Source organism: Kocuria rhizosphaerae (assembly GCF_044462265.1).
Classification (GTDB): Bacteria; Actinomycetota; Actinomycetes; order Actinomycetales; family Micrococcaceae; genus Kocuria; species Kocuria rhizosphaerae.
This window is the reverse complement of record NZ_JBISWL010000032.1, coordinates 1-25,453: the sequence shown is the minus strand read 5'-3', so window position 1 is coordinate 25,453 and position 25,453 is coordinate 1. Positions and strand designations below refer to the sequence as shown.

Genomic DNA, 25,453 nt, shown 5'->3' with positions numbered 1-25,453 from the left:
TTCGCTGCGCCGGGCCACTGCCCGGGGCCGGACCGTGGCACCACCCCACCCGACGCGGGGCCGGTCGTCAAGGGGTGCAGTCCGATCTGCCCGTGCCGGGCGTCGGCCACGCCTGCACCGGGGCATGGCCGCCGATGCGGCCGTCGCGGCCTCGTCGGCGCGGCGGCGGACCCGTCCCGCCCGGTGCGCCGCAGCGGGCAGGAGTCGTAGGATCGCGGACGGCGCGCCCGCCGTCGAGCGCGCCCGGCACACGGCAGTCAGGAGCGTCCATGGACCACCGCGGCACAGGCCAGGCGCGGCTCATCCTCCTGGGCGCGATCGCTCCGATCGTGTGGGGCACCACCTACGCCGTCACCACCGAGCTCCTGCCCCCGGGCCGGCCCATGACCGCCGCCGTGCTGCGCGCGCTGCCGGCCGGTCTGCTCCTGCTCGCGATCACGCGGCAGATGCTGCCGCCCGCGTGGTGGGGCCGCACGGCGGTGCTCGCCCTGCTGAACTTCGGGGCATTCTTCCCGCTGCTCTTCGTGGCCGCCTACCGCCTGCCGGGCGGCCTCGCGGCCGTCGTCGGCTCCGCGCAGCCGCTCGTGGCGGCGGCCCTGCTCCTCCTGGCGTTCCGCCAGAGGACCCCGCTGCCCCGGCTGCTGTGGTCGCTGGCCGCGGTGGCAGGCGTGGCCGTGGCCGTGTTGGCCGGGACCGTGACCGTGGACGCGCTCGGGCTCACGGCGGCCGTGGCCGGCACCTGCGCCATGGCCGCCGGCGTGGTGCTGGTCCGCCGCTGGGGGACGCCCGAGGGCATGAGCGGCCTCGCGGCGACGGGCTGGCAGCTGACCCTCGGCGGGCTGATGGCCGTCCCCCTCGTGCCGCTGCTGGACACCGGCCCCTTCGTCCTGGACCCGCCCGCGGTGGCGGGCTACCTGTGGCTCGCCCTGCCCGGCGGGGCCATCTCCTACGCCGCCTGGTTCCATGCCGGGCGTCGGGTCCCGCCCACGAGCCTGACCTTGCTGATGCCCCTCGTCCCGGTCACGGCCGCGGTGCTGGGCTGGATGCTGCTGGGGGAGACGTTCACGGGGCTGCAGGCGGCCGGCTTCGGCCTGGCCCTGGTGGCCTCGGTCATGGGGCAGCTGTGGGGGACGTCCCCGGCCCGGCGGCCCCGTCCGGATCCGTAGTTCCTCACCGGACCGGCCGGTCAGGGGTGCCTGCCGCTCAGCGCCCGCGGTGCGAGAACGTGACGTGCGTGACGCCCGACGGCGTCGTGACCGACTCGACGGTGAAGCGCTCCTCCAGGGCCTCGAGGCCGTCCCACAGGCGGACGCCGCGACCCAGCACGATCGGCACCACGACCAGGTGCATGTGGTCGACGAGGTCGGCAGCCAGGAACTGCCGGACCGTCGTGGGGCCACCGCCCAGGCGGACGTCGAGCCCGCCCGCCGCCTCCCTGGCCTGGGCCAGGGCGTCCTCCGGCGAGGCGTCGACGAAGTGGAAGGTCGTGCCTCCCTCCATCTCGAGCGGGGGACGCGGATGGTGGGTCAGCACGAACACGGGCGTGTGGAAGGGCGGGTTCGGTCCCCACCAGCCGGTCCACTCCTCGTCGGCCCATGGACCGCGCTGGGGGCCGAACTTGTTGCGGCCCATGATCTCGGCGCCGATGCCGTCGTCGGTCATCTCGGCGAGGGCGTCGTCGACCGAGCGCGAGCCGCCGGAGCGGCCGTGGACCGCCCGTCCCCTGCGGGTGCCGAAGAACCACTGCATGAGGCGCTGGTCGGCGTGACCGAAGGGCGCCTCGAGGGACTGCCCCTCGCCCGTGCCGAAGCCGTCGAGCGAGACCGCGAAGTTGTGGACGCGCAACGATGACATGGGAACCCCTCGCGTGGTCGGTGCGCACTGCCGTACCCCGCCATCGTGGTCCGCACCGGGCCGGGGTGGCAACCGGTTCGCGGGACGTGACCGGGCGAGCGCCCCGGTGGCCGGCGTCCGCCGGTGCGGGCCGGCCCGGTGGCCGTCGCCCGGGCCGCGGGGTCGTCGGCGCCAGGGAGAGGGCCTCGCCTCCTGCCCGACGTCGTACAGTGGCGGACCATGGAGATCAGGTGGCTGGAGTCCTTCGTCGCCGTCGCGGAGGAGCTGCACTTCGGCCGGGCCGCCACCCGGCTGCACATGGCACAGTCCCCCCTGAGCCAGACGATCCGCAAGCTCGAGAAGGACGTGGGTGCTCGGCTGTTCGAGCGCAACACCCGCAGCGTGGACCTCACCGCGGCGGGCCACGCCCTGCTCCCGCACGCCTACCGGATCCTCGAGGAGGTCGGCCTGGCACGCAAGGCGCCCACCGCGGCGCCGGGCAGCGTCTACGGGAGGGTCTCGATCGGCTTCTCCGGGGCGCTGAACCACCTCACCCTGCCGCCGCTGGCCCGTGCCCTGCGCCAGCGCCACCCCAACATCTCGCTCAATCTGGTCGGGCGGGTCATGTCCGGGGAGGCGGTCGACCGGCTCGTCGCAGGGACCCTCGACCTCGCCTTTGTGGGCCTGCCGCTGAACCCGGGCGCGGTCGCGACGCGGCTCATCGCGCGCGAACGGCTGGGCGTCGTGCTGCCCAGCGACCACCCGCTGGCCGAGCGCGACGCCGTGGACCTCCGCGAGCTCGCCGAGGAGGCGTTCATCGCCATGCCCCTTCTCTCCGGGTCCTCCCTCAACGACAGCGTCATGCGCGTCTGCACGGCCAGCGGCTTCCGCCCGCGCGTGGTCCAGGAGGTGCCCGACCCCTTCATCATGATGACCCTCGTCTCGGCCGGCGTGGGCGTGAGCATCATGACCGAGGGCGTGGTCGGGATCGTGCCGGCCGGGTCGGTGTTCCGGCCGCTCGCCGGGGTGCCGCAGTTCCACGACCACGCCCTCGCGTGGACCGCGGGCAGCGCCTCCCGGGTGCTCGGGGCGGTGCTCGACGTCGCCGCCGAGGTCCTGCCCACCCCCGGGGCCTGAGTCCGGCGGGAATTGGAATTGTGTGCCCTGGACACAAAGTGATTGACCGATTCTATGTTGGACGCGGCACAGTCCCGGTGGAAGAGTTGCCGAGTGTTCCCCGTTCCGCCGGCATCCGGCGGCGTGGACCGCGTTCCCGCGGCCCGTGATCGCCCCCGGGGGGCGATCACGGGCCGGACGCACCAGGGACCCGCTCGGCTCCCGGCAGCGATCCGGCTCCCGGCAGCGGCCCGGAACCCGGAGACGGCCAGGAGACCGGAACCACCACGGACGACCGGCGTCCCACGACGCCGGGGATCGGAGCAGGACGATGACATCCCCGCCAGCACCCGCCGGCCGGCCCCCGCTGGGCCTCGCCCAGCTCTCCCTCGTGGGCACCGCCCCACCGGACCTGGTGCTCGTCGCCGCCGAGGCCGGGTTCGACTTCATCGGGGCGCGCGTGCGGCCGGTGACCCCGGCCGAGCGCCCCTACGACCTCTCCCCGGGCTCGCCCATGCTCCGGGACGCCCTGGCCCGGATGCGGGACACGGGGGTCGCCGTGCGCGACATCGAGTTCCTGCTCCTCGACGGGACCGATCAGCGCGAGGCGTGGCTGGCGATGATGGAGGCCGGACACGCCCTGGGCGCCGGCTCCCTGACGGTGGCCTGCGCCGACGAGGACACCGCCCGCGCCACCGACACCCTCGCCCGGATGACCGAGGACGGCCGCGGCTTCGGCATCGTCCCGACCCTCGAGCCGATCTCCTACCAGGCGGTCCGCTCCGTGCCCGCCGCCGCCGAGCTCGCCCGGCGGGCCGGGTGCCGGATCGTGCTGGACGCCCTGCACTTCCGCCGCTCCGGCGGGACGCCCGAGCAGCTGCGCGAGCACGCCGACGTCGTCGAGATGCTCCAGCTGTGCGACGGCCCGGCCCAGCGCCCCGCCACCAGACAGGACCTCGTGCACGAGTCCCGCGCCGAGCGCGGCATCCCCGGCGAGGGGGAGTTCGACCTGCCGGCGCTCGTCGCCGCGTTCGGCCCGGACGTGCCGCTGAGCGTGGAGACCCCCTCGGAGCGGCACCTGGCCGAGCTCGGCGAGCAGGGCTGGGCCCGCCGCCTCCACGACGCGGCGCAGGCCGTGCTGGCCCGCGCCGAGGACCTGAGGGGAACAGCATGAACCCCCACCACAAGACCCCGGACGACGACGGCCACGGCACGGTCCCGGCGGAGTGCGACCTGCTGGTCGTGGGCTCCGGAGCCGGCGGGCTCTCGGCCGCCGTCACCGCGGCCCACCACGGGCTGCAGGTGCTCGTCGTCGAGAAGGCCCCCGTGTGCGGCGGGGCCACGTCCTGGTCCGGGGGCTGGGCGTGGACCCCCGGCAACCCCCTCGCGAAGACCGACGGCGTGGACGAGGACCGCGAGACGTTCCGCACCTACCTGCGCCACTGCCTCGGGGAGAACTACCGGGAGGACAAGGTCGAGGCCTTCCTGGAGGCCGTCCCGCACATGGTCGGCTTCTTCCACGGGAAGACCTCCCTGCAGTTCGTCCCGGGGGCGAAGATCAAGGACATCTACGGCAAGGTGCCGGGCGCGGGCACCGGCCACCGCTCCGTCGGGCCCCGGCCGCTCAACGCCCGCCGCATCCGCCCCGGGATCCGGGCACTGATGCGCCACCAGCTCTACGAGACGTCCTTCCTCGGCATGGGGGTCATGGCCGGGCCGGACCTCGCCAAGTTCCTCTCCGCCTCCCGGGGGGATCCGCGCGGCCTCTTCCACGCCACCTGGCGCTTCGGCCTGCACCTGGTGGACCTGCTCGTGCACCGCCGGAACACGCAGCTGGTCAACGGGACCGCGCTGACCGGGCGGCTGCTGACGTCCGCCGACGAGCTCGGCGTGCGGATCCGCGTGTCCACCCCCGCCCGGCGGCTGCTGACCGACGGGACCGGGCGCGTCACGGGCGCCGTCGTCGAGGGCCCCGACGGAGAGCACACCGTTCGGGCCCGCCGCGGCGTGGTGCTGGCCGCGGGTGGCTTCCCGCAGGACGTGGAGCGGCGCCGCCGCCTGTTCCCCCGAACGCCCACCGGCCGCGAGCACTGGACCCTGGCGCCGCAGGAGGCGGACGGGGACGGCATCCGGCTGGGCGAGCAGGCCGGGGCGGACTTCCGCACCGACGTCGCGTCCCCCGCGGCCTGGTGCCCGGTCTCGCTGGTGCCCTACCGCAGCGGCCGGATCGGCACGTTCCCGCACATCATGGACCGCGCCAAGCCCGGCAGCATCGGGGTGCTCGCGGACGGCCGGCGCTTCGTCAACGAGGCCAACGGCTACTACGACTACGTGGCGGCCCTGATCCGGGCCGTCCCGGAGGGCGAGCCCGTGCAGGCCTGGCAGATCGCCGACTCCCGCTTCGTGCGCCGGTACCCGCTGGGCATGGCCAAGCCGCTGCCCGTCCCACTGTTCCCCTACCTGCGCTCGGGCTACCTGAAGAAGGGGCGCACGCTCGAGGAGCTCGCCGGCGCGTGCGGGATCGACCCCGTGGCGCTCCGGGAGACGGTGCGGCGGTTCAACGAGAGCGCCCGTCGCGGGGAGGACCCGGAGTTCGGGCGCGGGGAGACCGAGTTCAACCGCTACGGCGGGGACCCCCGCGTGGGCCCCAACCCCTCGCTCGCCCCGCTCGAGAAGGGCCCGTTCTACGCCGTGCGCATCGTCCCCGGCAGCTTCGGGACGTTCGCCGGGCTGGCCGCGGACCCTCGTGCCCGGGTGCTCGACCGCAACGGCGAGCCCGTCCCCGGCCTGTGGGTGGCCGGCAACGACCACGTCAACGTCATGGGCGGCCACTACCCGGCCGGCGGCATCAACCTCGGCCCGGCTCTGACCTTCGGGTACGTGGCCGGGCGGGACGCCGCGGGCGTCACGCGCTACGAGGACGAGGCCGCCGTCCCGGCGGGCCGGTAAAGTCGGTCGCGCGTCGCCCCCGAACGGGCGCGCAGCGCCCACCTCGATCCAGGACCGTGCCATGACCTGCACCTCGTTGCCCTCCGCGGCGATCCCCGACGTCCCGCCCGCCGCCGGCGGCCGACGGGACCCGCTCTGCGCCGGCCTGGACATCGGCGGGACCGCGATCAAGTACGCCGTGGTGGACCCGCTCCGCGGAGCCACCGTCGGGCCGGTCCGGAGGGTCCGCACCCCCCATCCCGCCACCCCGGCGGCCGTGATCGCGGCGCTGCGCGGCGTGCTGACCCAGCTGGAGAGCGAGCTCGGGGGCGGCACCTCGCTCACCGGGGTGGGAGTGGGCGTCCCCGGGATCATCGACGACGGCGTGGCGCGCTCCGCCGTCCACCTCGACGACTCCTGGATCGGCGCCGATGCCCGCAGGCTCATCGCCGAGGGGCTGGAACGTCCGGCGGCGGTGCTCAACGACGCCGACGCGGCCGGTCTGGCCGAGGTGCAGTTCGGTGCGGCCCGTGGAGTGGGTGGCACCGTCCTGATCATCACACTGGGCACCGGCATCGGTTCGGCGCTCTTCCGCGACGGAGTGCTGATGCCCAACACCGAGCTGGGGCACATCTGGTTCGAAGGCCGCGACGTGGACGGCTGGGCCGGTGCCTCCGCGCGCGTGGCGGAGGGCCTGGACTGGCCCACCTACACCGACCGCGTCCAGCGGTACCTGTCCCACCTGGAGAAACTGATCAGCCCGGACCTCGTCGTCCTCGGCGGGGGGATCAGCGAGCGGCAGGAGCAGTTCCTGCCGCACCTGCGGCTGCGGGCCCGGGTGGTGCCCGCCCGGCTGCGCAACGCCGCCGGCATCGTCGGCGCAGGGCTCCAGGCCTACCGGGAGAGCCTGGCCGCGCGGTAGCACCCCGGCCGGCGAACGGAAGGCCGCCATCCCCGGTCCCAGGGGCCCGAAGCGGAGACACGCTGCGCAGATGTGGGGACACGAAACCGCTATATATATGCGAACTCATCAGGAATAATAGGGCGTGTTCCACCGGAACCGGCCACGAACCCCGCCGCCTCTCTGGGCAGCCCCCAGCTCTCGAGTACTCCCAGCGCGGTGGATCCGTTGCTCCGCCTCATCAGATCCGAAGGATTTCCCCCATGCGTCACTTCTCTCGCATCGCCCTGGGCTTCGCCGGGGCAGCCGTTCTCGTCGGCTCCACGGTGATCCCCGCGACGGCCGATGACACCCCTGTCAGTGCCAACGTCAGTGGTTACGGGCTCGAAATCGCTGTGCCCGAGACCAACAGTCTGGCCTTCGGCGAGGTGACGCCGGGCCAGTCTCCGACTCTCGGCGTCAGCGGCGTCACCGTGACCGACCTCCGGGCCGGAACCACTCCCTGGGTCGCCAGCGTCAACATCAGCGGCTTCACCGCTGACGGGGCCCAGTCGGTCGACGGATTCGCCCTGGGATACGCCCCGGGCCTGGCCACGTTCACCAGCGGCATCGGCGTCGCCGGAGTGCCCACGACCGTGGACCCCGTGCCCACCACCCCCGCGAACGTCCAGCAGCCCGTGTCGGTGCTGGGCAACAACACCGCCACGTGGGACGCCACCGTGACACTGCACGTTCCGGGCAGCGCTCTCGAGGGTTCTTACGGGACCACGCTGACCCACTCCGTGCTGTAGGCGCCGCGCGGCGGGGCGGCTCGGCCACCGGCCGCCCCGCCGCGCCACACGGTCCGCCCCCAGGACCTCCTCGTGAAAGCACCCTCCATGACGCCCCAGCCCGCCGTTCTCCGGCCCCTGCTCGTCGCGATCGCCGCCGCCCTGTTGCTGGCCGTCACGGCGCTGCCCTCTCCGGCCGGACCACTCTCAGGGACCCGCGCCCAGAACGACGCTCCGACCCATTCCTCCACGGGCGTGGGCATCCGCTTGCTGGACATCCCCACCGAGACCCGTGACGATCCCCGGGCCCAGTCCTACATCGTGGACCACGTGGAGCCGGGCGAAACGGTCGAGCGCCGGATCGAGGTCGCGAACCGCTCCTCGTCCCCGCAGGCCGTGCGGGTCTACGCCGCGGCGGCGCGGATCGTCGACGGCTCGTTCCAGCCCTACGACGAGTCGCCCAACGAGCTGTCCACCTGGATCACGACCGACCCGAGGCAGGTCGAGCTCGGCCCCGACGAGCAGGCCGAGTCGCTCGTGACCATCCGCATCCCCGAGGACGCTGCCGAGGGCGAGCAGTACGCCGCCGTCTGGGCGGAGGTCCGCGGCAGCGAGGAGAAGCAGGGTGAGGTGGCACTGGCCCACCGGGCGGGCGTTCGCGTATACCTGTCCGTGGGAGGGGGCAACGGCCCGCCAGCGGACTTCAGCATCGGGACGATGACCGCCGGGCGCGACGACGACGGCAATCCGGTGGTGACCGCCGAGGTGACCAACACGGGCGGCCGGGCCGTGGACCTCACCGGAGAGCTCTCCCTCGCCGAGGGGCCCGGCGGAGTCAGTGCCGGCCCGTTCGCGATGGACGGCGGGGCCACCATCGCGCCCAAGGGCCGCAGCCAGGTGCGTGTCGTCCTGGACCCGGAGCTCCCCGCGGGCACCTGGACGGGGACCCTGGAACTCACCAGCGGCCTCCTTTCCCGCGAGACCACGGGGGAGCTGACGTTTTCCGAGACGGGCCCGCCCGCACCCGTCGAGACCGGGACCTTCGCCTGGTGGTGGATCGCCGCGGCGATCGTGCTGGCCCTGCTGTTGTTCGTCGGCGCCCTCTGGCGACGTCGCGCCCGCCGGGCCACCGCGGCCTCCGTGCGGGAATAGTCCGCGGACAGCGCCGTCGCGGTGTTCGCCCGGACGTCCTGGCCCCCTCGGGGCCGGCCGCGAGGTCGCCCGCATCAGCGGGTCGAAGGACAATTTGCTGTCCGCGGAGAGGGGAAGCCGTCCCCACCATGTCCTATTCGCAGTCACGGTCCCACGACGCTGCGACTCTCGACCCCGTCGTCAACGACCGGGAGGAGGTCGTCATCACCCGCGCCGGTCGCGAGCCGGTGGTGATCGAGGCCCTGGACGAGCATCGGGTGGTGCACCTCGTCGCCGGGGACGAGACCCGCATCGCCGCCTGCCTGTACCGCTGCGGCTCCCGATCCTCACCACGGCAGAGCGCCCGGCCCACCGGGGCCGGGCGCTCGCGCATTGGGGTTCCGCTCGGGCTACAGGGTCGACTCGTCGACCGGGGAGATCTCCACGACGATCGGCTCGTCGAAGACCGGCTCCTCCGTCCCGGGCTCCTCATCCGTCGGCTCCTCGGTGACCGGCTCCTCGGCCGCCGGCTCCTCGGTGGCGGGCTCCTCAGCGACCGGTTCCTCGGCGGTGGCACCCTGATGTGCCGGTGACCAGAGGGGGCTCCGCTAGAACGGCACCTCGGTCGCGAGCAGCCCTTCGCCGGCACGGCGGCCCGAGACCGTCCGGCAGAACTCCACGGCGCTGAGCTCCAGCTCGGGGGCCGGCGCGGCCCCGGTGCGGGTCCACGTTCCTCCGGCCGGTCCCGTCAGGACGAGCCGGAACGGCCGCCCGTGCCGGACCGCCCACTCCTCGACGACGTCGGCGACGATCGCGCCGTCGTGCTCCGCCGTCATCGGGACACCGCGGCCGGTGGCGCGCTGCAGGTCGATGCGGTGCATCCACGGGTCCCGCGTGAGGACGGTGTCCAGCAGGTATCCGATGGTCCACCACTCCTCACGACCGCCGACGTGCTGGGCGGGGTTCATCCGCCGGGAGCGGACGAGCGCCGGGGTCATGCGGCGCCCTCGGGCGGCCCGGGGGCCCTGGTGACGGATCTCGCGGCGCAGCTGCTCCGGGCCGGCGTCGGCGCGCTCGGCGACCTGCAGGGCCGTGAGCGCGTCGATGTGCTGGATCCCGGAGGCGGACGCCTCCCGGGTGGCCTTCCGGGTCTGCCGGAGCGTCTCGATCGGAGAGGCGGCCATCGCCATCATGCCGGCCACGTGTGCCACGAGTTCCCGCACGGTCCAGTCGGGGCAGTCCGTGGGGCGGTCCCAGTCCGGGGCCTGCAGGGATTCCACGGCGTCGGCCACCCGCCGGTACTCCTCGATGGCCAGGCGCATGGCGACGGCGCGGTCAAGGGCCGAGCGCCGGGGGGTCTCGCGAGTGCCGGTCGTTGTCGTCGTGTTCATGGCGGTCTCCTTCGTCGCTCACAGGTCCAGGTTGTCGGCGTACATGTCCACGGCCCGGTCCAGCAGGCGGGCCCACCGGTCGCCACCGGGGTCGTTGGCGAGCTGGGCGTCCACGAGCCCGCTGAGAAGGGCGGTCCACAGGTCGACGTCCTCGTCCCGGGTCACACCGTGGGCGGCCGCGGCGGCCTTGAACCGCTCCAGGACGTCGACGGCCGGCGCGTACGCCTCGGCGCTCGGCACGAAGTCCGGTACGGCGCGCGCGTTCATGAGCTGGTTCCTCGTCGGGTCGCTGACGCAGAAGTCGAAGTAGATGTGGGCCACCGTCCTGAGCCACTCGCGCGCGTCCCCGGTGGGGTCCTCCGGGACACCTGTCTCCATCGCGGCGAGGCACTCCCGCCACGCCTGCGCGAACATCGCGTCGATGATCGCATTGCGGGAGTCGAAGTGGGTGTACAGGGACGGGGCCTGCATACCGACCTCGCGCGCGACCTCGCGCAGCGTGAACCCGGACAGGCCGTGCTCCCGGGCCAGCGCCCAGGCGGTCTCCAGGATCCTGCCGCGCACCAGCTCACGACGTTCGGTCTTCCAATGTCCAGTAGGATTGCCTAACATAATTAGGAGTATGGACCCCGCCGGAGCCTGGAGCAACCGGGACGACGGCACCCGGGTCCGGTTCCGGGTGTGGGGAGGTGCGGGTCCGTCGGGGGACGGGTGCTCGGGCACGCAGGGCCGCGGTGGTGCGACGGCGGTGTACCACAACGTGGACAAGGCTCTCGAGGCGGGGTACGTCCCGGTCGGTGGGTGCGAGCCCGGCATGGGCTACCACTACGTCGACTTCGCGAACTTCGAATCGACGGACCCGCTCGTGCCGGCCGCGCTGCTCTACGCCCCGAGCGGCAACGGGAAGCTTCGCCTCGCGGGGGTCGAGTGGTTCGCGGTCGACGCGGACCAGGACCTGACCACGGACGACGACAAGCCGAGCATGTTCGGCAAGGAGTTCGACGGCCCGATGCCCGGCCACGCACCGGGCATGCCGATCCACTACGACCTCCACGCCTACATCTGGCAGGGCAACCCCGACGGGGTGCTCGAGACGTGGAACCGGAACATCCGGTGTCCGGCCCACTGACGCAGCGCAACGGCACATGACGCGGCGGCGCCCCGTGTCTCAGAGCACGAGCACCAGGGCGGCGATGACGCCCACGATGACCAGGAAGACGATGCCCCAGGCCTTGAGGTTGTCGGTGTCGTCCTCTTCCTCCTCGGGCGGCCGGGGCGGCGGCCAGCCGCCGGGCCCGGCGGCTGGTCCCTGCCCACCGGGCCACGCGGGTCCCCGGCCGGGCTCCTGACCGGGAGGCCCCGAGGGTGACGCCGGGGGTCCCTCACCCCAGGCCGGAGCGTCGGGGGCTCCCTGCGGGGAGCCGTAGGGGGGCGGAGCGCCGGGCGCCGGGCCCTGCGAGGACGTGTACGGAGGCGCCTGCGGGGAGGTGTCCGGGGGAGGGGTCCCGGCCCCCGGCGTTCCCGCGGCCGGAGGTGTGGCACTCGGCGGCGGGGGCGCCGGCGGCAGGGTCTCGCCGGTGAGCACCGGGCCGTCCTCGCGGTGGCCCTTCTCGGCCTGCGTCAGCAGCGTCACGAACTGTTCGAGCGACTCGGAGCCGTCGTGCTCCCGGGCCAGGAACCGCTCGGCGCGGCGGCGCACCACCCGGTAGACACGCCCGTCGTCGGGGATGCCGAGGTCCCGGGCCGCCCGCGCCACCGTGAGCGGAGGCTGTTCCGGCACGGGGTTGGTGCCCCACTCCAGGAGCCCGGTCAGCACGGGCCGCTCCAGCACCCGGGCCATCGCCGCCCGCGCTCCCGGCACCCGGGTGAGCTCGAGCAGCCCGCTCGGCGGGGCCGAGGGGCAGCCCGGGACGTCACTGGTCAGCTTCGCGGCGCGCTCGAGCCAGAAGGTGTCGCCGAACAGCGTGGCGAGGAGCACGGCCGCCGCGAGCCGGTCGTCGTCGGGCGCCGAGTCCTCGGGGGCGTCCGCCCAGTGCGCACCCAGGGCGCGGCGGGCGGGTTCACCGGCCACCCGCACGCGCAGCTGCGGTTCCTCGGGGCCACGGGCCGTCTCCGCGGGATGCTCCACCGCGTGCCGCACCTTGGGGTCGAGCTCGGGGTCCATGGGTCACCTCTCCGTCGTCGTCCGTGGGTCCATCGTCTCAAACACCACCCCGAAGAGGCGTGGAGCCCGCGTGGCTCAGGCGGGGAGCAGGCTGCGCAGCTGCCCGGCGGCCAGACGCGGCTCGGGGGCGTCCGTGACCGCGCGGACGACGACGACGCCCCTCGCCCCGGCCTCCAGTACCGAGGGCACCCGCTGCTCGTCGATGCCGCCGATCGCGAACCACGGCACGGGGGGCGCGTCCGGATCCGCGGCGAGGCGGGCGCCGGTCAGCTCGGCCACCTCCCGGACGAACTCCAGGCCCGTGGCGGGCCGGCCGGGCTTGGTGGGGGTCTCCCACACCGGACCCGTGCAGAAGTAGTCGACGTCCGGGTCCTCGAGCGCGGCGCGGGCCTGGCCGATGTCGTGGGTGGAGCGCCCGATGAGCACGTCCGGGCCCAGCAGCCGCCGGGCCTGCGCCGGGCTGAGGTCGTGCTGGCCCACGTGGAAGACGTCCGCGCCCACGAGTGCGGCGATGTCGGCGCGGTCGTTGACGGCGAACAGCCCGTCGTACTCCGCGGCCACTCGCCCCAGCAGCTGCAGGGCGGCGATCTCTTCGTCGGCGTCGATGCTCTTGTCCCGCAGCTGGACGATGTCCGTCCCGCCGGCGTAGGCGGCGTGGAGGAACTCCTCGAGGTCGCCGCGGTCCCGGCGGGCGTCCGTGCAGACGTAGAGCCGGGCGCCGAAGAGCCTGTCCGCACGGGTGGTTCTGAGCTCCGACTCGGGAGGTACGGAGGTGTCACGGGTATGCTTGGCCACACGCTGATGATAGATCAGCGGTTCTGCGGGAGCCCCCACGGGGGCTGAGAGGGCGCCCAGCGCCGACCGCCACACCTGATGCGGGTCATGCCGCCGTAGGAAAGGACATCGCCGATGACGTCCGTGCACTCCACCCCCGTCGGGCCGTCCCAGGGCCCCGAGCACGTCCGGGCCGACGTCGCCGTCGTCGGCGCCGGGGTGGTCGGCCTCGCCACCGCGTGGGAGCTGCGCCGCCGCGGCCGCTCGGTGGTCGTGGTGGACCCCGAGCCCGGGTCCGGGGCCAGCCGGGCGGCCGCCGGGATGCTCGCCCCGGTGAGCGAGGTCCAGTACCAGCAGGAGCCGCTCTACCCGCTCATGCTCGCCTCCGCCGCCGAGTACCCCCGGTTCGTGGCCGAGCTCGAGGAGGCCGCCGGCGGCTCCGTGGGGCACCGCGCCACCGAGACCCTGGTCTGCGGCGTGGACGCCGCGGACCGGCAGGCGCTGGCCGATCTCGCCGGCTTCCAGCGGCGGCACGGCATGGCGGTGGAGCAGCTGCCGCTGCGCGCCGCGCGCGCCCTGGAGCCGGCCCTGAGCCCCCGGCTCTCGGCCGCGTTCCGGATTCCTGACGACCACCAGATCGACCCGCGCCGCCTGGTCGCCGGCCTGCTGGCGGCGCTGACCGCGCCCCGGCCGCCGGGGTCCGCCGCGTCACCGGGGGCCCCGGCGCGCGACGGCGGGCCCGCCCGGCTGGTGCACGACCGCGCCGTGGCGGTGCGCCGCAATGCGGACGGAGCCGTCACCGGCGTGCGCCTGGCCGGTGGGGGCATGGTCTCGGCGGCCGGGACGGTGCTGTCGCCGGGCACCGGACTGCAGGACCTCGAGGACCTGCCCGGCTCCTGGAGCCCGCCGCTGCGGCCTGTGCACGGGGACATCCTCCGCACCCGCGTCCCCGCCGGCACGCCCCACCTCCTGGAGCGCACCGTCCGCGGCCTGGTCCACGGCATCCCGGTCTACCTGGTGCCGCGCGAGGACGGGACCGTCGTCGTCGGGGCGACCTCCCGCGAGGACGACCTCCCCGGGCCCAGCGCCGGCGGCGTGTTCCGGCTGCTGCGGGACGCCCAGGCCCTCGTGCCCGGCGTCGCCGACCTCGAGCTCGTGGAGGTCATGGCCCGCGCCCGCCCCGGCACCCCGGACGACATCCCCTACCTCGGCCGCGTGCGGGACCCGGACGGCGCACCCGTGCCGGGTCTCGTGGTCTCCACCGGCTACTTCCGCCACGGGGTGCTGCTCACCCCCCTCGCCGCGCGGCTGGCCGCGCAGCTCGTGCTCGGGGAGGGCGGCCCCGACCCGGCCGCCGACGCCGGGCACCTCGACACCACCGACCCGCACCGCTTCGACCCGGAGGCGCCCACCGGGCATCCCCAGCCGGTCGCTTCCGGGCCCGGAGCCCAGAACAGGAGCACCCCATGACCGCGATCACCCTCAACGGCCGCCCGCAGCAGGTGGCGGGCGGCACGACCGTCGTCGACCTCGTCGCGGAGACCGTCGGCCGCCCCCTGGGCCCCGACGGGACCCCGCAGGACGGCCGCCGGCTGGGCGTGGCCGTGGCCGTGGACGCCGCGGTCGTCCCCCGCAGCCGCTGGGGCCGGACCCCGGTGGCCGAGGGCCAGTCCGTCGAGATCATCACCGCCGTCCAAGGAGGCTGACATGACCGCCCCGCACCCTGAGCCCGACGTCCTCGAGATCGACGGCGTCCGGCTGTCCTCCCGGCTCGTCATGGGCACCGGCGGGCTGAGCTCGCTGCACACCCTCGAGCAGGCGCTCCTCGCCTCCGGGACCGAGCTGACCACCGTGGCCCTGCGCCGCTACGCCCCCGGGCAGGGGGACTCGCTGTTCGCGATGCTCGAGCGCAACGACATCCGGATCCTGCCCAACACCGCCGGCTGCTACACCGCCCGCGACGCGCTGCTGACCGCCGAGCTCGGCCGCGAGGCCCTGGAGACCGACTGGGTCAAGCTGGAGGTCATCGCCGACGAGGACACGCTGCTGCCCGACGTCGTGGAGCTGCTCGACGCCACCGAGCAGCTCGTGGCCCGCGGCTTCAAGGTCTTCGCCTACACCTCCGACGACCCGGCCGTGGCCCGCCGGCTCGAGGACGTGGGCGCGACCGCCGTCATGCCGCTGGGCGCGCCCATCGGCACGGGCCTGGGCATCCTCAACCCGCACAACATCGAGCTCATCGCCTCCCGCGCCTCGGTGCCCGTGGTCCTCGACGCGGGGATCGGCACCGCCTCCGAGGCGGCCCTGGCCATGGAGCTCGGCTGCGACGCCGTGCTGCTCGCCAGCGCCGTGACCCGCGCCCAGGACCCCGTGGCCATGGCCGCCGCGATGCGCCACGCCGTGGCCGCCGGGCGGCTCGCCGCCGGCGCCGGGCGCATCCCGGCCAGGCGCCACGCGCTCGCGTCCTCGCCCATGGCCGGGCGGATCGACACGGACGGCTCCGATGCGGCGGACGCCCCGGACGCCCGGGACGTCCCGCGCGGGGACTGGGCGCCCGTGGGGGAGGGCCGGTGAGCCCGCTGCCCCCGCTCGTCGCGCCCGGCCCCGATCTGACCCGCGAGGAGCTCGAGCGCTATGCCCGCCACCTGACCCTGCCCGGGATCGGCCCCGAGGGCCAGCGGCGGCTCAAGAACGCCCGCGTGCTCGTCGTCGGCGCCGGCGGGCTGGGCTCACCGGCCCTGCAGTACCTGGCCGCCGCCGGGGTGGGGACCATCGGGATCGTCGACGACGACGTCGTGGCCGTCTCGAACCTCCAACGCCAGGTGGTGCACACGACCGCCGACGTCGGCCGGCCCAAGGCCGAGTCCGCCGCCGACGCCGTCGCCGCGCTCAACCCGCTCGTGGACGTCCGCACCCACACCGTCCGGCTGGGCGCGGACAACGCCGTGGAGATCCTCGGCGGCTACGACCTCGTCCTGGACGGCGCCGACAACTTCGCGACCCGCTACGTGGTCAGCGACGCCGCGGCCCTGACCGGCACGCCCTGCGTGTGGGGCTCGATCCTGCGTTTCGAGGGCCAGGTCAGCGTCTTCTGGGCCGGCCACGGACCCACCTACCGGGACCTCTATCCCGAGGCGCCGCCGGACGGTGAAGTCCCCAGCTGCGCCGAGGGCGGGGTCTTCGGCATGCTCCCCGCCACGGTGGGGTCGGTCATGGTCACCGAGGCCGTCAAGCTGATCACCGGCACGGGCGAGCCACTCCTCGGCCGGATCCTGCTGCACGACGCGCTCGCGATGACGTGGCGCGAGATGCGCCTGGCCGCAGACCCGGATGCGGCGCCCGTCACCGCCGTCGTCGAGCCCGAGGCCGTGTGCGCGCTGCCGGGGGCCGGGCCGACGGAGACGCTCAGCGCCCCGGAGCTGGCCCGCCTGCTGGAGCGCCGGGAGCGCGGAGAGGCCTCCTTCGCCCTGGTGGACGTGCGCGAGGACTGGGAGCGGGAGCTCGTGGCCATCCCCGGCGCCCTGGCCGTGCCCCTGCAGGAGCTCCTGGACCGGGGCGCGGACGCCCTGCCCGCGGAGGCCCGCGGTGCGGACCTCGTGCTGCACTGCAAGGCCGGCGCCCGCTCCGCCACCGCGCTGGAGGCCCTCCGGCCGTTCTTCGCCCGGCGGGAGGAGCGCGTCCGGCACCTCGAGGGTGGGGTCCTGGCTTGGGTGGCGCAGGTCGAACCGGACAAGCCCGTCTACTGAGGAGTGTCGCGGTCCTCAACCAGGCCTGACCGGCCGCGCTTCGGCGAGGTCCACCCTTGCCCGGCGGACCGGCCCCGGTGGCATCCCGAGCGCATCAGTGCGGTGACCGGCGGAGGAGGTCGACCGGGCGTCCCCCCGCCGGGGAGCAAGCAGTGTCTGATGCGTCAGGTCGTCCGGGCCGCGGGGACGCGTCGCCGCAGCGCGAGCGGCAGTGTCAGCAGTGAGATCCCTCCGGCGACCAGCAGTGCGGTGCTGAACGAGGTTCCCGCGGCGATCATCCCCACCACGACCGCACCGAGGCCGGTTCCGACGTCGAAGCCGATGTTCCACACCGCGCTGGCCGGGCCGTAGTGCTGCCGTCTGACTTCTTGGAAGGTCACGACCAGGGTGAGGTTCTGCAGGCCGCCGTAGCTGATGCCCACCATCACTGCTCCGACCATCAGCGCCGGGGCCACGGTGGCCTGGGGATCGCCGACCGCCCAGGCGAGCACGGCCATGCCTGCCGTGGTCAGCAGCACCAGCGGCCAGATGAACCTGGACGGTCCGAACCGGTCGGACAGTGCGCCGATCCGCCAGCGTGCGAGGGCGGCCGCCACGCTCATGAGCAGCAATGCCAGGGCGGTCAGTGCGGCACTGCTGCTCATCTGGGCCATGAAGGTGATCAGAGCGCCACCGGCCAGGGTGACGCCGGTCAGCAGTGCCATCGGCCGGAGGAGACACAGGTAGGGCGCCCGCTCATCGCCCATCTCCTTCTCCGGGATGTGGTCCAGCATCCGGGCCAGGCCGATCGCGGGCACGACGGCGACAGCAGGCAGGGCCGCCACGGCGAAGACGACCCAGAAGCCGAGCTGTTCGGCCATCCAGGGTCCCGCCGACAGGAACAGGATCTGCGGTCCCGCGATCGCCAGTCCGTAGGCACCGATCGCCTTCCCGCGACGCTGTGGCTCGACCAGCTCGGCGACCAGGGCGCTGCCGGTCACGGTGAGCACGCCGAAGCCGAGTCCGCGCACCGCGGAGAGCACCAAGGTCGGCCCGAGTGCATCGCTGAGCCCGTGCGCCAGTGCGGGCAGTCCCAGCAGGAGCATGCCCGTGACGAGGACCGGCGCCCAGCCGAAGCGGCGCAGCGCACCGGGGACGAACAGCTGCGTGAGCACGGTGAAGAGCATGAGCACGCCGTTCACCAGCCCCGCGCCGGCGGTGTCGGCGCCGCCGTGCACCGCCCACAACGGCGCAACCGGCAGCAGCGCGGCGTATCCCGAGAAGCCCAGGACCGTCATCGTCAGCAGCAACGGCATCCCCGGCGCCCGCCAGACCGAGTCGTTCACGGCCGGACGAGGTCCGTGACGATGATCCCGGCCTCGCGGCACGCGTCAGCGGTGGCTGCGCTCGCCGCACGGCCTCGTGGCGCTGCGCGTGAGTGCTTGTTGCGGACATCGATGATCGACATGGTGCCGCCAGCCTATGCCCGGCGCGCCTCAGCTCTGTACGTGACCACTGTGGGTTCCGCCCGTGAAGTCGGCCGAGTGCCGGATGACCGGTTCCGAACGGAGGCCTCGACGTCATCTCCGTACCTCTCTCCCTCCTGCCATCCCTCCCTCCTCGAGATGCATGACGGGGGATCTTCGGGACGGGGAGGTCGAACAATGCACTAACAGTGCAGTATGATGCACTTATGGATGAGAGCACGACGGATCTCGCGGCGGCCATCGGCGCCCGGGTGAAACAGGAACGGCAGGTCCGGCGCTGGACGCTGGACCGCTTGGCCGAGGCCGCCGGGGTCAGCCGCCGCATGCTGGTCAACGTGGAGCAGGGTGCGACCAATCCCAGTGTGGGGACCTTGCTGAGGATCAGCGAGGCCCTGGGCATCGGGCTGCCGGCGCTGGTGGAGGCTCCGCGGCCCAGGCCGGTGACGGTCACCCGCCACGGTGAGGGGGCCACCTTGTGGAGCGGGGAGCACGGCGGTCGGGGGATCCTGGTGGCCGGCACGGAATCCCCGGACGTGGTGGAGCTGTGGGACTGGACCCTGGGCCCGGGTGACCGGCACGCCGGCGAGTCGCACACCCCGGGCACCAAGGAGCTGCTCCAGGTCCAGCAGGGCACGATCGCCGTCGAGGTCGCCGACCGGACGATCACTCTCGAGACCGGTGATGCGGTGTCCTTCCCGGGCGATGTCGCCCACGCCTACGCCAATTCGGGCACTGAGCCGGCTCGATTTTCCCTGACCGTATTCGAACCGGGCGTGGGCTCGGGACACCACCAGGAGTTTTCCGATGACTGAACCGAGCACGCTGGAGCGGTTGCTCGAGGGGGCCTGGGTCGAGGCCGAGGTGTTCGCCTTGCGCCCGGACTACCGGGCCGTGCTGCTGGCCGTCGACGGGCTCGTGCCGGGCCCGAGTGATGCGGCCGGTGAGGCGCTGCTGCAGGCGGCCGAAGCGGCCACCGCCCAAGCACTTGCCGACCGGCCGGTGGAGGAGCTGCCGCACGTGGCGGCGTGGCGGGAGGCCTACCGGGCCTTCGGGGCCAAGCCGCAGCGCACCCGCAACAGCCTGGAGGCGCTGCTGCGCCGTGCGGGGAACGGGCTGCCGCGGGTGAACCGGCTGACCGATCTCTACAACGCGGTCTCGGTGCTGCACCGGATCCCGCTGGGCGGGGAGGACCTGGCTGGCTACCGCGGTGCGCCCCGGCTGGTCCGCGCCACCGGTGCCGAGGCCTTCGACACCGTGGCCGGTGGTGCGCCGGTGATCGAGCACCCCGATCCCGGAGAGGTGGTGTGGTGCGACGAGGCCGGGGTGACCTGCCGGCGCTGGAACTGGCGCCAGGGCCGGCGCACGGGACTGCGCGAGGACACCACCACCGCGCTGTTCGTCCTCGACGCGCTGGCGCCCATGACCGATGAGGCGCTGCACGCCGCCGCCGATGAGCTGACCGATCACCTGACCCGGTTCGGCCCCGAGGTGCGCGTGGCCCGCCGGCTGCTCGCCGCCGGCACGACGCCCGAGCATGGAGACTGACATGCCCGCCCACCCCTGGGGGCAGCCCCCCGGTCGCCGGTGCGTGCGCGGGGACAGGTCGTGACCACGCACGCCCGCTCCCGCACCGTGGTGCCCCCCTGGGGGCCGGCTGTGGCGGCGATGCTCTCGGTGCAGCTGGGATCGGCCCTGTCCGTGGGCCTGATGGCCACCGTGGGCCCGGCCGGGACCGCCTGGCTGCGGCTGAGCCTGGGGGCGCTGGTCTTCCTGGTGCTGGCCCGCCCGCCGCTGCGGGATGTCCGGCGCTCTGACGTGCCGGCGCTGCTGGGTCTGGGCGTGACCACCGGGCTGGTGACCGTCGGCTTCCTCGCCGCGATCGAGCGCATCCCGCTGGGCACGGCAGTGGCGATCGAGTTCCTCGGCCCGCTGACCGTGGCCGCCGTGCGCGCCCACAGCGCCCGGGCGCTGACCCCGCCCGCTCTGGCGCTGGTCGGTGTGGTGCTGCTCACCGAGCCCTGGCACGGGGAGATCGATCCGGCCGGGGTCGGTTTCGCCGGACTGGCGGCCATCGGGTGGGCGGTCTACATCCTGCTCACCCAGCGGATCGGCGACCGTTTCACCGGTCTCGGAGCGCTGTCCCTGACCGTGCCCGTCGCCGCGGCCACGGCGGCGGTCATCGGCATCCCGCAGGCCTCCGGGCGGATCACCCTCGGGGTGCTCGCCGCCGCGGCCGGGCTCGCCCTGCTCCTGCCCGTCCTGCCCTTCGCCCTGGAGCTGCTGGCCCTGCGCCGCATGACCCCGACCGCGTTCGGGACCCTGATGGCCCTGGAGCCGGCCTTCGGGGTGCTCCTCGGACTGCTCGTGCTCCACCAACGGCCCTCGAGCGTCCAGATCACCGGCATCCTGCTCGTCGTCCTCGCAGGTGCCGCCGCACAGCGCGGGGGCCGGCGTCCACGGACTCCCGGACCGGCCTCCGGCCACACCGCACTCGACCCCGTCGGCCAGCGGCGCAGGTGGACTCCCACACCGACGACGACGTGGTCGGCCTCTTCCGCACCGGCGCCGAGCACTCCTCGGCGCCGGTGATCGTCGACGACGACCCGGGCGCCACCCACATCACCGTCACCACCGAGCGCTGCCGGCGCATCGCCGACCTGCCCGCTGTCGCCGGACCCGGCCGGCGCGCCCAACGCCGAGCGCAGAGCTGGGACGTGGCCGGTGACGGGCTCACCGTCACGGCCGCGTTCTCCGTCGCCGCGATGCCGAGCCACGCGGTGGCCATCGTTCCGGTCCTGGGCGGGGCTTCCGTGGCGGGCGCCTCGGTGGCGGCCTCCGGCGACGGGAGGCCTGGTCGCGCTCCTCCCCCGAGCACCGGAGCCACCAGGATCCTCATCCAGGTCCTGTTCGTGCTGAAGCGGCGGGGGCCGCCGGAGGCGCAGGAACCACGCACGCGATCGACGGCACATGCCCTACGTTGGTCGGGTGAACCCCGCCCCGTCCGTCCCGTGGACCGAGCGCCACCAGGTGGCCCTCTACCTGATGGCCATCGCGGCCGCGGTGCTCACGGGCTGGACGGTGCCTGCCGCGCCCGCGCTCGCCCCGGCCGTCACCCCGGTCCTGGGACTGCTCCTGTTCGCCACCTTCCTGGCGGTCCCGCTGACGGCCCTGCGCGCGGCCTTCGCCGACCTCCGTTTCCTGGCCGCGGTGCTGACGGTGAACTTCGCCGTCGTGCCCCTGCTCGTGTGGGGGCTCTCCCGGGCGGTGGCGGGGCACGACGCCCTGCTGCTGGGGGTGCTGCTGGCGCTGCTGACCCCGTGCGTGGACTACGTCATCGCGTTCACCGGACTCGCCGGCGGTGCCGCCGAGCGCCTCCTGGCGGCCGCCCCGCTGCTGCTGCTCGTGCAGATGCTGCTCCTGCCGCTCTACCTCCTGGTCCTCGCGGGCCCGGAGACCGTGGCGCTGGTCGAAACACGTCCCTTCGTGAAGGCGTTCCTGCTGCTGGTCCTCGCGCCCCTGGTGGCGGCCGCGACCGTGCAGAGGGCGGCCCGCCGCTCCGCGGGGGCCCGAGCCGTGGCGGCCGCGACCGTCTCGACGATGGTGCCGCTCATGGCGCTCACCCTGTTCACCGTGATCGCCTCGCAGGTCCGCGGGGTGGGGGAGCAGCTGGCGGAGCTCGCCGTCGTCGTCCCGCTCTACGTGATCTTCCCCGTGCTCCTGGTTCCCGTGGGACTGCTGGCCGCCCGCCTGACGCGCCTCGACGTCCCCGCGTCCCGGGCCCTCGTGTTCTCCGGGGTCACCCGCAACTCCCTGGTCGTGCTCCCGCTGGCCCTCGCCCTGCCGGAGCGGCTCGCGCTGACACCGTTCGTCGTCGTCACCCAGACGCTCGTGGAGCTCGTGGCGATGGTGGTGCTCGTGCGGCTCGTGCCGGTCCTCGTGCCGGGACGCCGGCCACCGGGGTGACCCGGCCCGCGGCCACCGGGTTCCCGCCGACGAGCGCGTCAGGCCTCGTGCGGGGCGTCCGGGGTTCGTAGACTGGCGGTCCGCGCCGCGGATCGGCAGCAGTCGATGACCGCGGTTCCCGAGCGGACCCGGAGCAGCAGTCGAACAGAGAAGAGATCTTCCATGGCCGACCAGAACGACGGCACCGCCAAGGTGCGCGAGCTCATCAAGAACACCCGCATCGCCATGCTCACCCACGTGGACGAGCACGGGCACCTCATCTCCAAACCGATGGCCACCCAGGACGTGGACTTCGACGGCACCGTGTACTTCATCGCCCGCCGCACGTCCGACCAGGTGCAGGACCTCCAGCAGCGTCCTTCCGTCAACGTCGCCTACGCCGGGGAGAGCGCCTGGGTCTCCCTCACCGGCACGGCCCTCGTCCTCAACGACAACGCGAAGCTGAAGGAGCTGTGGGACACCTTCACGGGCGCCTGGCTCGAGGGCGGCCCGGAGGACCCGGACAACGTCCTCATCGAGATCACGGGCCGCTCCGCCGAGTACTGGGACACCCCGGGCAGCGGCAAGGTCACCCAGGTCGCCAACCTCGTGAAGTCCAAGGTCGCCGACGACACCATCAAGGGCGACAAGGGCGTCGTCGACCTCTGACACGACGCCCACCGCCACGGGCGGGAGGGGTTCCGTCCGCCCGGACGGAACCCCTCCCGCCCGGGCGTGTCCCGGGGCCCGGGCGTAGACTCGGGGCATGAGCACTGCACTGGTCCGACCCCGCAACGGCAAGCTGATCGCCGGCGTCTGCGCGGCCCTCGCGGCCCGCTTCGGCCTCCCCAAGTTCCTGGTCCGCGTCGGGTTCGTCATCTTCGGCCTCGTGGGCGTGGGGGAGCTGGTCTACATCGCGCTGTGGATCATGATCCCGAAGGAAGGCTGACCCCCCTCGTCCAGCGCCGGCCCCCGGGCAGCCCGCGGCCAGAGCCCCGCGACCCGCGGCGGCCGGCGGCGGCCTGCCCTCGTGGAGCGGCGCATCACGGTGGGGCCCCTCGCGGTGGACTTGCGCGGGACCTTCGAGCCCGCCTCGCGACCGGTGGTGCTCGTGCACGGCATCGGGGTGTCGGGGCGGTACCTGTGGCCTCTGGCGGGGGAGATCGCGGGGCCGCACGACGTGTACGTGCTGGACCTGCCGGGCTCCGGAGCCACGCCGAAGCCGCGGCGGCCGCTGACCGTGGCCGAGCTCGGGGACGTCGTCGCGGCGGTGATCGCGCGGCTGCGGCTGGACGCGCCCGTCGTCGTCGGGCACTCCATGGGATGCCAGGTCGCGGTGCACACCGTCAAGGACCATCCCGGCCTGTGCTCCGCGTACGTCCTGCTCGCACCGGCCGTGGACCCGGAGGCCCGTGGCCTGCTCGTGCAGGCGGGGCGGTTGCTCCGGGACGCGGTGCGCGAGCCCCTGGACACCATCGCCGTGGTGATCCGCGGCTATCTCCGGATGGGCCCGGTCCGGTTCCTGCGCACCGCCCGCTATCTGCTCCACGACCGGATCGAGGAGAACATCCGCCGGTGCGCCGTTCCCGGACTGGTCGTGCGCGGGCAGGACGACCCCGTCTCCCGGAGGGGCTGGGCCCGGCACCTGGCCCGCTCCGCCCCCGACGCCGACTACCTGGAGATTCCGGGTGCCGCGCACGCCCTCCCGCACACCCGGCCGGAGGAGGTCGCCGCCGTGTGCGCCGCCTTCGTCGCCGCGCACGGACCGGCTACACCGTCACGACCTCCAGGCCGAGGTCGGCGGCGGAGTCGGCCTCGTCACGCGTGAGCACGTGGTCGGTGACGACGGTGGTCAGCTCGCCGGCGTCGGCGACCCACCCGAAGCCGGTCCTCCCCCACTTCGTCTCGTCGCACAGCAGCAGCGTGCGACCGGAGAACCGGATGGCGGCCGCCTTGATAGCGGCGTCCTCGGCGTCGTAGGAAGTGACGCCGTCGGACAGGGAGAACCCGCAGCAGGAGACCACCGCGGTGTCGAAGCGCATGGTCGCGATGCCGTTCAGCGCCCTGGCCCCGGTGGCCGACAGCTCGTCGGGGCGGATGTCCCCGCCGCACATGGTGACCCTGATCCCGGCGTCCGCCAGGACGGTGGCCGCCCGCAGGGAGAGGGGGACCACGCGCAGGCTCGGGTCCTCGATCCGGTGCGCCAGGTCCAGGCACGTCGTGCCCCCGTCGAGCACGACGCTCTCGCCGGGGGCGAGCAGCGCGGCGGCCGCGGCGGCGATGCGTCCCTTGCCCGCGGCGTTGACCGCGGCGCGTGCGGCGAACGGCGTGGCGACGCCCCGCAGCGAGAGGCGGCGCGCACCACCGTGCGTGCGCCGGAGGGCGCCCTCGCGGTCGAGCTGCACCAGGTCCCGGCGCACGGTGGCCTCCGAGGCTCCCAGCGTCTCGACCAGTTCGGCCACGGTCACGCTGTCGGTGCTCTCGAGGAGGCGCAGGATGCCCTCTCTCCGTTCCTGGGTCCGCATAGGGCCATGGTACCCATTCATGAGCGATCGATCACAAATCGGCGACTGATCGATCAATAGCTGTAGACTGAGAGCATGCGCCTCCTCCTCATCCGCCACGGCCAGATCCAGTCCAACGCCGACCAGGTGATCGACAGCCGCATCCCCGGCCCGCCCCTCACCCGGCTGGGCGAGCAGCAGGCCGCGGCCCTGCCCGAGGGGTTGCGCCACGAGGACATCGGATCCGTCTGGGTCTCGAGCATGGTCCGCACCCACCAGACCGCCGCGCCCCTGGCCCGGGCGCACGGCCTGACCCCGGTGGAGCGGCACGGCCTCCACGAGATCCAGGCCAGCCACTGGGAGCTCTCCGGGGACCCCGAGCACGTCACCGCCTACTACGACGTCGTCCTGTCGTGGGCCCACGGTGACCTCGACCGGCGGATGCCCGGCGGGGAGCTCGGCCACGACTTCTTCGCGCGCTACGACGCCGTCGTCGAGGAGGCCGTGCGGGCCGCCCGGAGCGCGGGCCTGGGGACGGTCGCGCTCGTCAGCCACGGCACGGCCATCCGGTGCTGGACCAGCCGGCGCACGGACAACCTCGCGGCCGCCGACCTCGAGCGGCGACCGCTCGAGAACACCGGAGTGGTGGTGCTCGAGGAGTCCGCCGACCCGGCGCGGCCCTGGACCTGCCGCAGCTGGATGGGCGAGCCCGTCAGCGGTGTCGGCGTCCACGAGCCCGCCGGGCCGGCCGGGACGTCGATCTTCTGAGCCAGGAGTGCCGGCGGGC

The 25,453-nt window shown here is 74.1% G+C and carries 28 protein-coding genes and 1 riboswitch; of the genes, 21 read left to right on the top strand and 7 right to left on the bottom strand.

Translation table 11 applies throughout. The features are described 5' to 3' along the window. Positions 1-269 precede the first annotated feature (269 nt). Positions 270-1,166 (top strand): EamA family transporter, encoded by an 897-nt coding sequence (locus ACH9EU_RS03930; RefSeq protein WP_396412632.1) that lies wholly within the window; start codon positions 270-272, stop codon positions 1,164-1,166. A 37-nt stretch (positions 1,167-1,203) separates the two neighbouring features. Here the strand turns inward: ACH9EU_RS03930 and ACH9EU_RS03925 are convergent, their stop codons facing one another. Further along, positions 1,204-1,854, bottom strand: coding sequence for a dihydrofolate reductase family protein (locus ACH9EU_RS03925; protein ID WP_396412631.1), 651 nt, complete (start codon positions 1,852-1,854; stop codon positions 1,204-1,206). A gap of 219 nt (positions 1,855-2,073) precedes the next feature. Here ACH9EU_RS03925 and ACH9EU_RS03920 point away from each other — a divergent pair, with 219 nt between their 5' ends. The 7 genes from ACH9EU_RS03920 to ACH9EU_RS03890 all read left to right on the top strand — a co-directional run bounded on the left by ACH9EU_RS03920 (position 2,074) and on the right by ACH9EU_RS03890 (position 9,272). Further along, on the top strand, positions 2,074-2,970 hold the full coding sequence (locus tag ACH9EU_RS03920; RefSeq protein ID WP_396412630.1) for a LysR substrate-binding domain-containing protein: 897 nt from the start codon (positions 2,074-2,076) through the stop codon (positions 2,968-2,970). Positions 2,971-3,280: 310 nt separating this feature from the next. Continuing rightward, positions 3,281-4,123, top strand: a complete 843-nt coding sequence (locus ACH9EU_RS03915; protein ID WP_396412629.1) for a sugar phosphate isomerase/epimerase family protein — start codon at positions 3,281-3,283, stop codon at positions 4,121-4,123. Next, positions 4,120-5,898: an FAD-dependent oxidoreductase gene (locus tag ACH9EU_RS03910; protein ID WP_396412628.1), complete on the top strand. Its 1,779-nt coding sequence runs from the start codon at positions 4,120-4,122 to the stop codon at positions 5,896-5,898. The genes ACH9EU_RS03915 and ACH9EU_RS03910 overlap by 4 nt, the downstream gene beginning before the upstream one ends. Before the next feature lie 61 nt (positions 5,899-5,959). Continuing rightward, positions 5,960-6,799, top strand: a complete 840-nt coding sequence (ppgK, locus tag ACH9EU_RS03905; protein ID WP_396412627.1) for a polyphosphate--glucose phosphotransferase — start codon at positions 5,960-5,962, stop codon at positions 6,797-6,799. Positions 6,800-7,041: 242 nt separating this feature from the next. Continuing rightward, positions 7,042-7,569: a hypothetical protein gene (locus tag ACH9EU_RS03900; protein ID WP_396412626.1), complete on the top strand. Its 528-nt coding sequence runs from the start codon at positions 7,042-7,044 to the stop codon at positions 7,567-7,569. A 72-nt stretch (positions 7,570-7,641) separates the two neighbouring features. Continuing rightward, positions 7,642-8,700 (top strand): hypothetical protein, encoded by a 1,059-nt coding sequence (locus ACH9EU_RS03895; RefSeq protein WP_396412625.1) that lies wholly within the window; start codon positions 7,642-7,644, stop codon positions 8,698-8,700. Between the two features lie 128 nt (positions 8,701-8,828). Further along, entirely contained in the window at positions 8,829-9,272 is a 444-nt protein-coding gene (locus tag ACH9EU_RS03890; RefSeq protein ID WP_396412624.1) for a type II toxin-antitoxin system Phd/YefM family antitoxin, read from the top strand. 15 nt (positions 9,273-9,287) lie between these two features. Here ACH9EU_RS03890 and ACH9EU_RS03885 read toward each other — a convergent pair whose 3' ends face one another. Together ACH9EU_RS03885 and ACH9EU_RS03880 are read right to left on the bottom strand one after the other, a co-directional pair. Further along, the gene (locus ACH9EU_RS03885) at positions 9,288-10,070 is read right to left on the bottom strand and encodes a maleylpyruvate isomerase family mycothiol-dependent enzyme (protein ID WP_396412623.1); all 783 of its coding nucleotides are present in this window, start codon (positions 10,068-10,070) and stop codon (positions 9,288-9,290) included. 18 nt (positions 10,071-10,088) lie between these two features. Beyond that, positions 10,089-10,682, bottom strand: coding sequence for a TetR family transcriptional regulator (locus ACH9EU_RS03880; protein ID WP_396412622.1), 594 nt, complete (start codon positions 10,680-10,682; stop codon positions 10,089-10,091). A 10-nt stretch (positions 10,683-10,692) separates the two neighbouring features. Here ACH9EU_RS03880 and ACH9EU_RS03875 point away from each other — a divergent pair, with 10 nt between their 5' ends. Beyond that, positions 10,693-11,199, top strand: a complete 507-nt coding sequence (locus ACH9EU_RS03875; RefSeq protein WP_396412621.1) for a hypothetical protein — start codon at positions 10,693-10,695, stop codon at positions 11,197-11,199. Between the two features lie 39 nt (positions 11,200-11,238). Here ACH9EU_RS03875 and ACH9EU_RS03870 read toward each other — a convergent pair whose 3' ends face one another. Continuing rightward, positions 11,239-12,234, bottom strand: coding sequence for a hypothetical protein (locus ACH9EU_RS03870; protein ID WP_396412620.1), 996 nt, complete (start codon positions 12,232-12,234; stop codon positions 11,239-11,241). Positions 12,235-12,309: 75 nt separating this feature from the next. Beyond that, complete coding sequence (gene thiE, locus ACH9EU_RS03865) at positions 12,310-13,029, bottom strand: thiamine phosphate synthase (protein ID WP_396412619.1); 720 nt, start codon at positions 13,027-13,029, stop codon at positions 12,310-12,312. A gap of 15 nt (positions 13,030-13,044) precedes the next feature. Further along, positions 13,045-13,148: riboswitch (TPP riboswitch) on the top strand. Here thiE and ACH9EU_RS03860 point away from each other — a divergent pair. From ACH9EU_RS03860 to moeB, 4 genes are all read left to right on the top strand, one after another. After that, positions 13,144-14,478 carry an FAD-dependent oxidoreductase gene (locus ACH9EU_RS03860; protein ID WP_396412618.1) on the top strand — a complete coding sequence of 445 codons (1,335 nt, stop codon included), beginning with the start codon at positions 13,144-13,146 and terminating at the stop codon, positions 14,476-14,478. It overlaps the preceding riboswitch by 5 nt. Next, complete coding sequence (gene thiS, locus ACH9EU_RS03855; protein WP_396412617.1) at positions 14,475-14,714, top strand: sulfur carrier protein ThiS; 240 nt, start codon at positions 14,475-14,477, stop codon at positions 14,712-14,714. The genes ACH9EU_RS03860 and thiS overlap by 4 nt, the downstream gene beginning before the upstream one ends. A gap of 1 nt (position 14,715) precedes the next feature. Next, on the top strand, positions 14,716-15,582 hold the full coding sequence (locus ACH9EU_RS03850) for a thiazole synthase (RefSeq protein ID WP_396412616.1): 867 nt from the start codon (positions 14,716-14,718) through the stop codon (positions 15,580-15,582). Continuing rightward, positions 15,579-16,754 carry a molybdopterin-synthase adenylyltransferase MoeB gene (gene moeB, locus ACH9EU_RS03845; RefSeq protein ID WP_396412615.1) on the top strand — a complete coding sequence of 392 codons (1,176 nt, stop codon included), beginning with the start codon at positions 15,579-15,581 and terminating at the stop codon, positions 16,752-16,754. The genes ACH9EU_RS03850 and moeB overlap by 4 nt, the downstream gene beginning before the upstream one ends. Positions 16,755-16,918: 164 nt before the next feature. Here the strand turns inward: moeB and ACH9EU_RS03840 are convergent, their stop codons facing one another. Continuing rightward, the gene (locus ACH9EU_RS03840; RefSeq protein WP_396412614.1) at positions 16,919-18,079 is read right to left on the bottom strand and encodes an MFS transporter; all 1,161 of its coding nucleotides are present in this window, start codon (positions 18,077-18,079) and stop codon (positions 16,919-16,921) included. A 347-nt stretch (positions 18,080-18,426) separates the two neighbouring features. Between ACH9EU_RS03840 and ACH9EU_RS03835 the strand changes: the two genes are divergently transcribed. From ACH9EU_RS03835 to ACH9EU_RS03805, 7 genes are all read left to right on the top strand, one after another. Next, the gene (locus tag ACH9EU_RS03835) at positions 18,427-19,032 is read left to right on the top strand and encodes a cupin domain-containing protein (protein ID WP_396412613.1); all 606 of its coding nucleotides are present in this window, start codon (positions 18,427-18,429) and stop codon (positions 19,030-19,032) included. Then, entirely contained in the window at positions 19,025-19,765 is a 741-nt protein-coding gene (locus ACH9EU_RS03830; RefSeq protein WP_396412612.1) for a phenylalanine--tRNA ligase beta subunit-related protein, read from the top strand. Before ACH9EU_RS03835 ends, ACH9EU_RS03830 begins: the two co-directional genes overlap by 8 nt. Positions 19,766-19,885: 120 nt before the next feature. Continuing rightward, positions 19,886-20,809: an EamA family transporter gene (locus ACH9EU_RS03825; RefSeq protein WP_396412680.1), complete on the top strand. Its 924-nt coding sequence runs from the start codon at positions 19,886-19,888 to the stop codon at positions 20,807-20,809. 378 nt (positions 20,810-21,187) lie between these two features. Further along, complete coding sequence (locus ACH9EU_RS03820; RefSeq protein ID WP_396412611.1) at positions 21,188-22,183, top strand: bile acid:sodium symporter; 996 nt, start codon at positions 21,188-21,190, stop codon at positions 22,181-22,183. Between the two features lie 162 nt (positions 22,184-22,345). Beyond that, positions 22,346-22,831 carry a pyridoxamine 5'-phosphate oxidase family protein gene (locus ACH9EU_RS03815; protein ID WP_396412610.1) on the top strand — a complete coding sequence of 162 codons (486 nt, stop codon included), beginning with the start codon at positions 22,346-22,348 and terminating at the stop codon, positions 22,829-22,831. A gap of 97 nt (positions 22,832-22,928) precedes the next feature. Further along, the gene (locus ACH9EU_RS03810; protein WP_396412609.1) at positions 22,929-23,111 is read left to right on the top strand and encodes a PspC domain-containing protein; all 183 of its coding nucleotides are present in this window, start codon (positions 22,929-22,931) and stop codon (positions 23,109-23,111) included. Between the two features lie 81 nt (positions 23,112-23,192). Further along, positions 23,193-23,990, top strand: coding sequence for an alpha/beta fold hydrolase (locus ACH9EU_RS03805; protein ID WP_396412608.1), 798 nt, complete (start codon positions 23,193-23,195; stop codon positions 23,988-23,990). Here the strand turns inward: ACH9EU_RS03805 and ACH9EU_RS03800 are convergent. Continuing rightward, the gene (locus ACH9EU_RS03800) at positions 23,932-24,687 is read right to left on the bottom strand and encodes a DeoR family transcriptional regulator (protein ID WP_396412607.1); all 756 of its coding nucleotides are present in this window, start codon (positions 24,685-24,687) and stop codon (positions 23,932-23,934) included. The two genes, ACH9EU_RS03805 and ACH9EU_RS03800, sit on opposite strands and share 59 nt — an antisense overlap. A 75-nt stretch (positions 24,688-24,762) precedes the next feature. Here ACH9EU_RS03800 and ACH9EU_RS03795 point away from each other — a divergent pair, with 75 nt between their 5' ends. Beyond that, positions 24,763-25,434 carry a histidine phosphatase family protein gene (locus tag ACH9EU_RS03795; protein WP_396412606.1) on the top strand — a complete coding sequence of 224 codons (672 nt, stop codon included), beginning with the start codon at positions 24,763-24,765 and terminating at the stop codon, positions 25,432-25,434. Positions 25,435-25,453: the final 19 nt, after the last annotated feature.

Bases quoted from the DNA above. Each gene is read 5' to 3' on its own strand.
- ACH9EU_RS03930 (WP_396412632.1), top strand. From the start codon at position 270: ATGGACCACCGCGGCACAGGCCAGGCGCGGCTCATCCTCCTGGGCGCG.
- ACH9EU_RS03925 (WP_396412631.1), bottom strand. From the start codon at position 1,854: ATGTCATCGTTGCGCGTCCACAACTTCGCGGTCTCGCTCGACGGCTTC.
- ACH9EU_RS03920 (WP_396412630.1), top strand. From the start codon at position 2,074: ATGGAGATCAGGTGGCTGGAGTCCTTCGTCGCCGTCGCGGAGGAGCTG.
- ACH9EU_RS03915 (WP_396412629.1), top strand. From the start codon at position 3,281: ATGACATCCCCGCCAGCACCCGCCGGCCGGCCCCCGCTGGGCCTCGCC.
- ACH9EU_RS03910 (WP_396412628.1), top strand. From the start codon at position 4,120: ATGAACCCCCACCACAAGACCCCGGACGACGACGGCCACGGCACGGTC.
- ppgK (WP_396412627.1), top strand. From the start codon at position 5,960: ATGACCTGCACCTCGTTGCCCTCCGCGGCGATCCCCGACGTCCCGCCC.
- ACH9EU_RS03900 (WP_396412626.1), top strand. From the start codon at position 7,042: ATGCGTCACTTCTCTCGCATCGCCCTGGGCTTCGCCGGGGCAGCCGTT.
- ACH9EU_RS03890 (WP_396412624.1), top strand. From the start codon at position 8,829: ATGTCCTATTCGCAGTCACGGTCCCACGACGCTGCGACTCTCGACCCC.
- ACH9EU_RS03885 (WP_396412623.1), bottom strand. From the start codon at position 10,070: ATGAACACGACGACAACGACCGGCACTCGCGAGACCCCCCGGCGCTCG.
- ACH9EU_RS03880 (WP_396412622.1), bottom strand. From the start codon at position 10,682: ATGTTAGGCAATCCTACTGGACATTGGAAGACCGAACGTCGTGAGCTG.
- ACH9EU_RS03875 (WP_396412621.1), top strand. From the start codon at position 10,693: ATGGACCCCGCCGGAGCCTGGAGCAACCGGGACGACGGCACCCGGGTC.
- ACH9EU_RS03870 (WP_396412620.1), bottom strand. From the start codon at position 12,234: ATGGACCCCGAGCTCGACCCCAAGGTGCGGCACGCGGTGGAGCATCCC.
- ACH9EU_RS03860 (WP_396412618.1), top strand. From the start codon at position 13,144: ATGACGTCCGTGCACTCCACCCCCGTCGGGCCGTCCCAGGGCCCCGAG.
- thiS (WP_396412617.1), top strand. From the start codon at position 14,475: ATGACCGCGATCACCCTCAACGGCCGCCCGCAGCAGGTGGCGGGCGGC.
- ACH9EU_RS03850 (WP_396412616.1), top strand. From the start codon at position 14,716: ATGACCGCCCCGCACCCTGAGCCCGACGTCCTCGAGATCGACGGCGTC.
- ACH9EU_RS03835 (WP_396412613.1), top strand. From the start codon at position 18,427: ATGGATGAGAGCACGACGGATCTCGCGGCGGCCATCGGCGCCCGGGTG.
- ACH9EU_RS03830 (WP_396412612.1), top strand. From the start codon at position 19,025: ATGACTGAACCGAGCACGCTGGAGCGGTTGCTCGAGGGGGCCTGGGTC.
- ACH9EU_RS03825 (WP_396412680.1), top strand. From the start codon at position 19,886: ATGCTCTCGGTGCAGCTGGGATCGGCCCTGTCCGTGGGCCTGATGGCC.
- ACH9EU_RS03820 (WP_396412611.1), top strand. From the start codon at position 21,188: ATGCCCTACGTTGGTCGGGTGAACCCCGCCCCGTCCGTCCCGTGGACC.
- ACH9EU_RS03815 (WP_396412610.1), top strand. From the start codon at position 22,346: ATGGCCGACCAGAACGACGGCACCGCCAAGGTGCGCGAGCTCATCAAG.
- ACH9EU_RS03810 (WP_396412609.1), top strand. From the start codon at position 22,929: ATGAGCACTGCACTGGTCCGACCCCGCAACGGCAAGCTGATCGCCGGC.
- ACH9EU_RS03800 (WP_396412607.1), bottom strand. From the start codon at position 24,687: ATGCGGACCCAGGAACGGAGAGAGGGCATCCTGCGCCTCCTCGAGAGC.
- ACH9EU_RS03795 (WP_396412606.1), top strand. From the start codon at position 24,763: ATGCGCCTCCTCCTCATCCGCCACGGCCAGATCCAGTCCAACGCCGAC.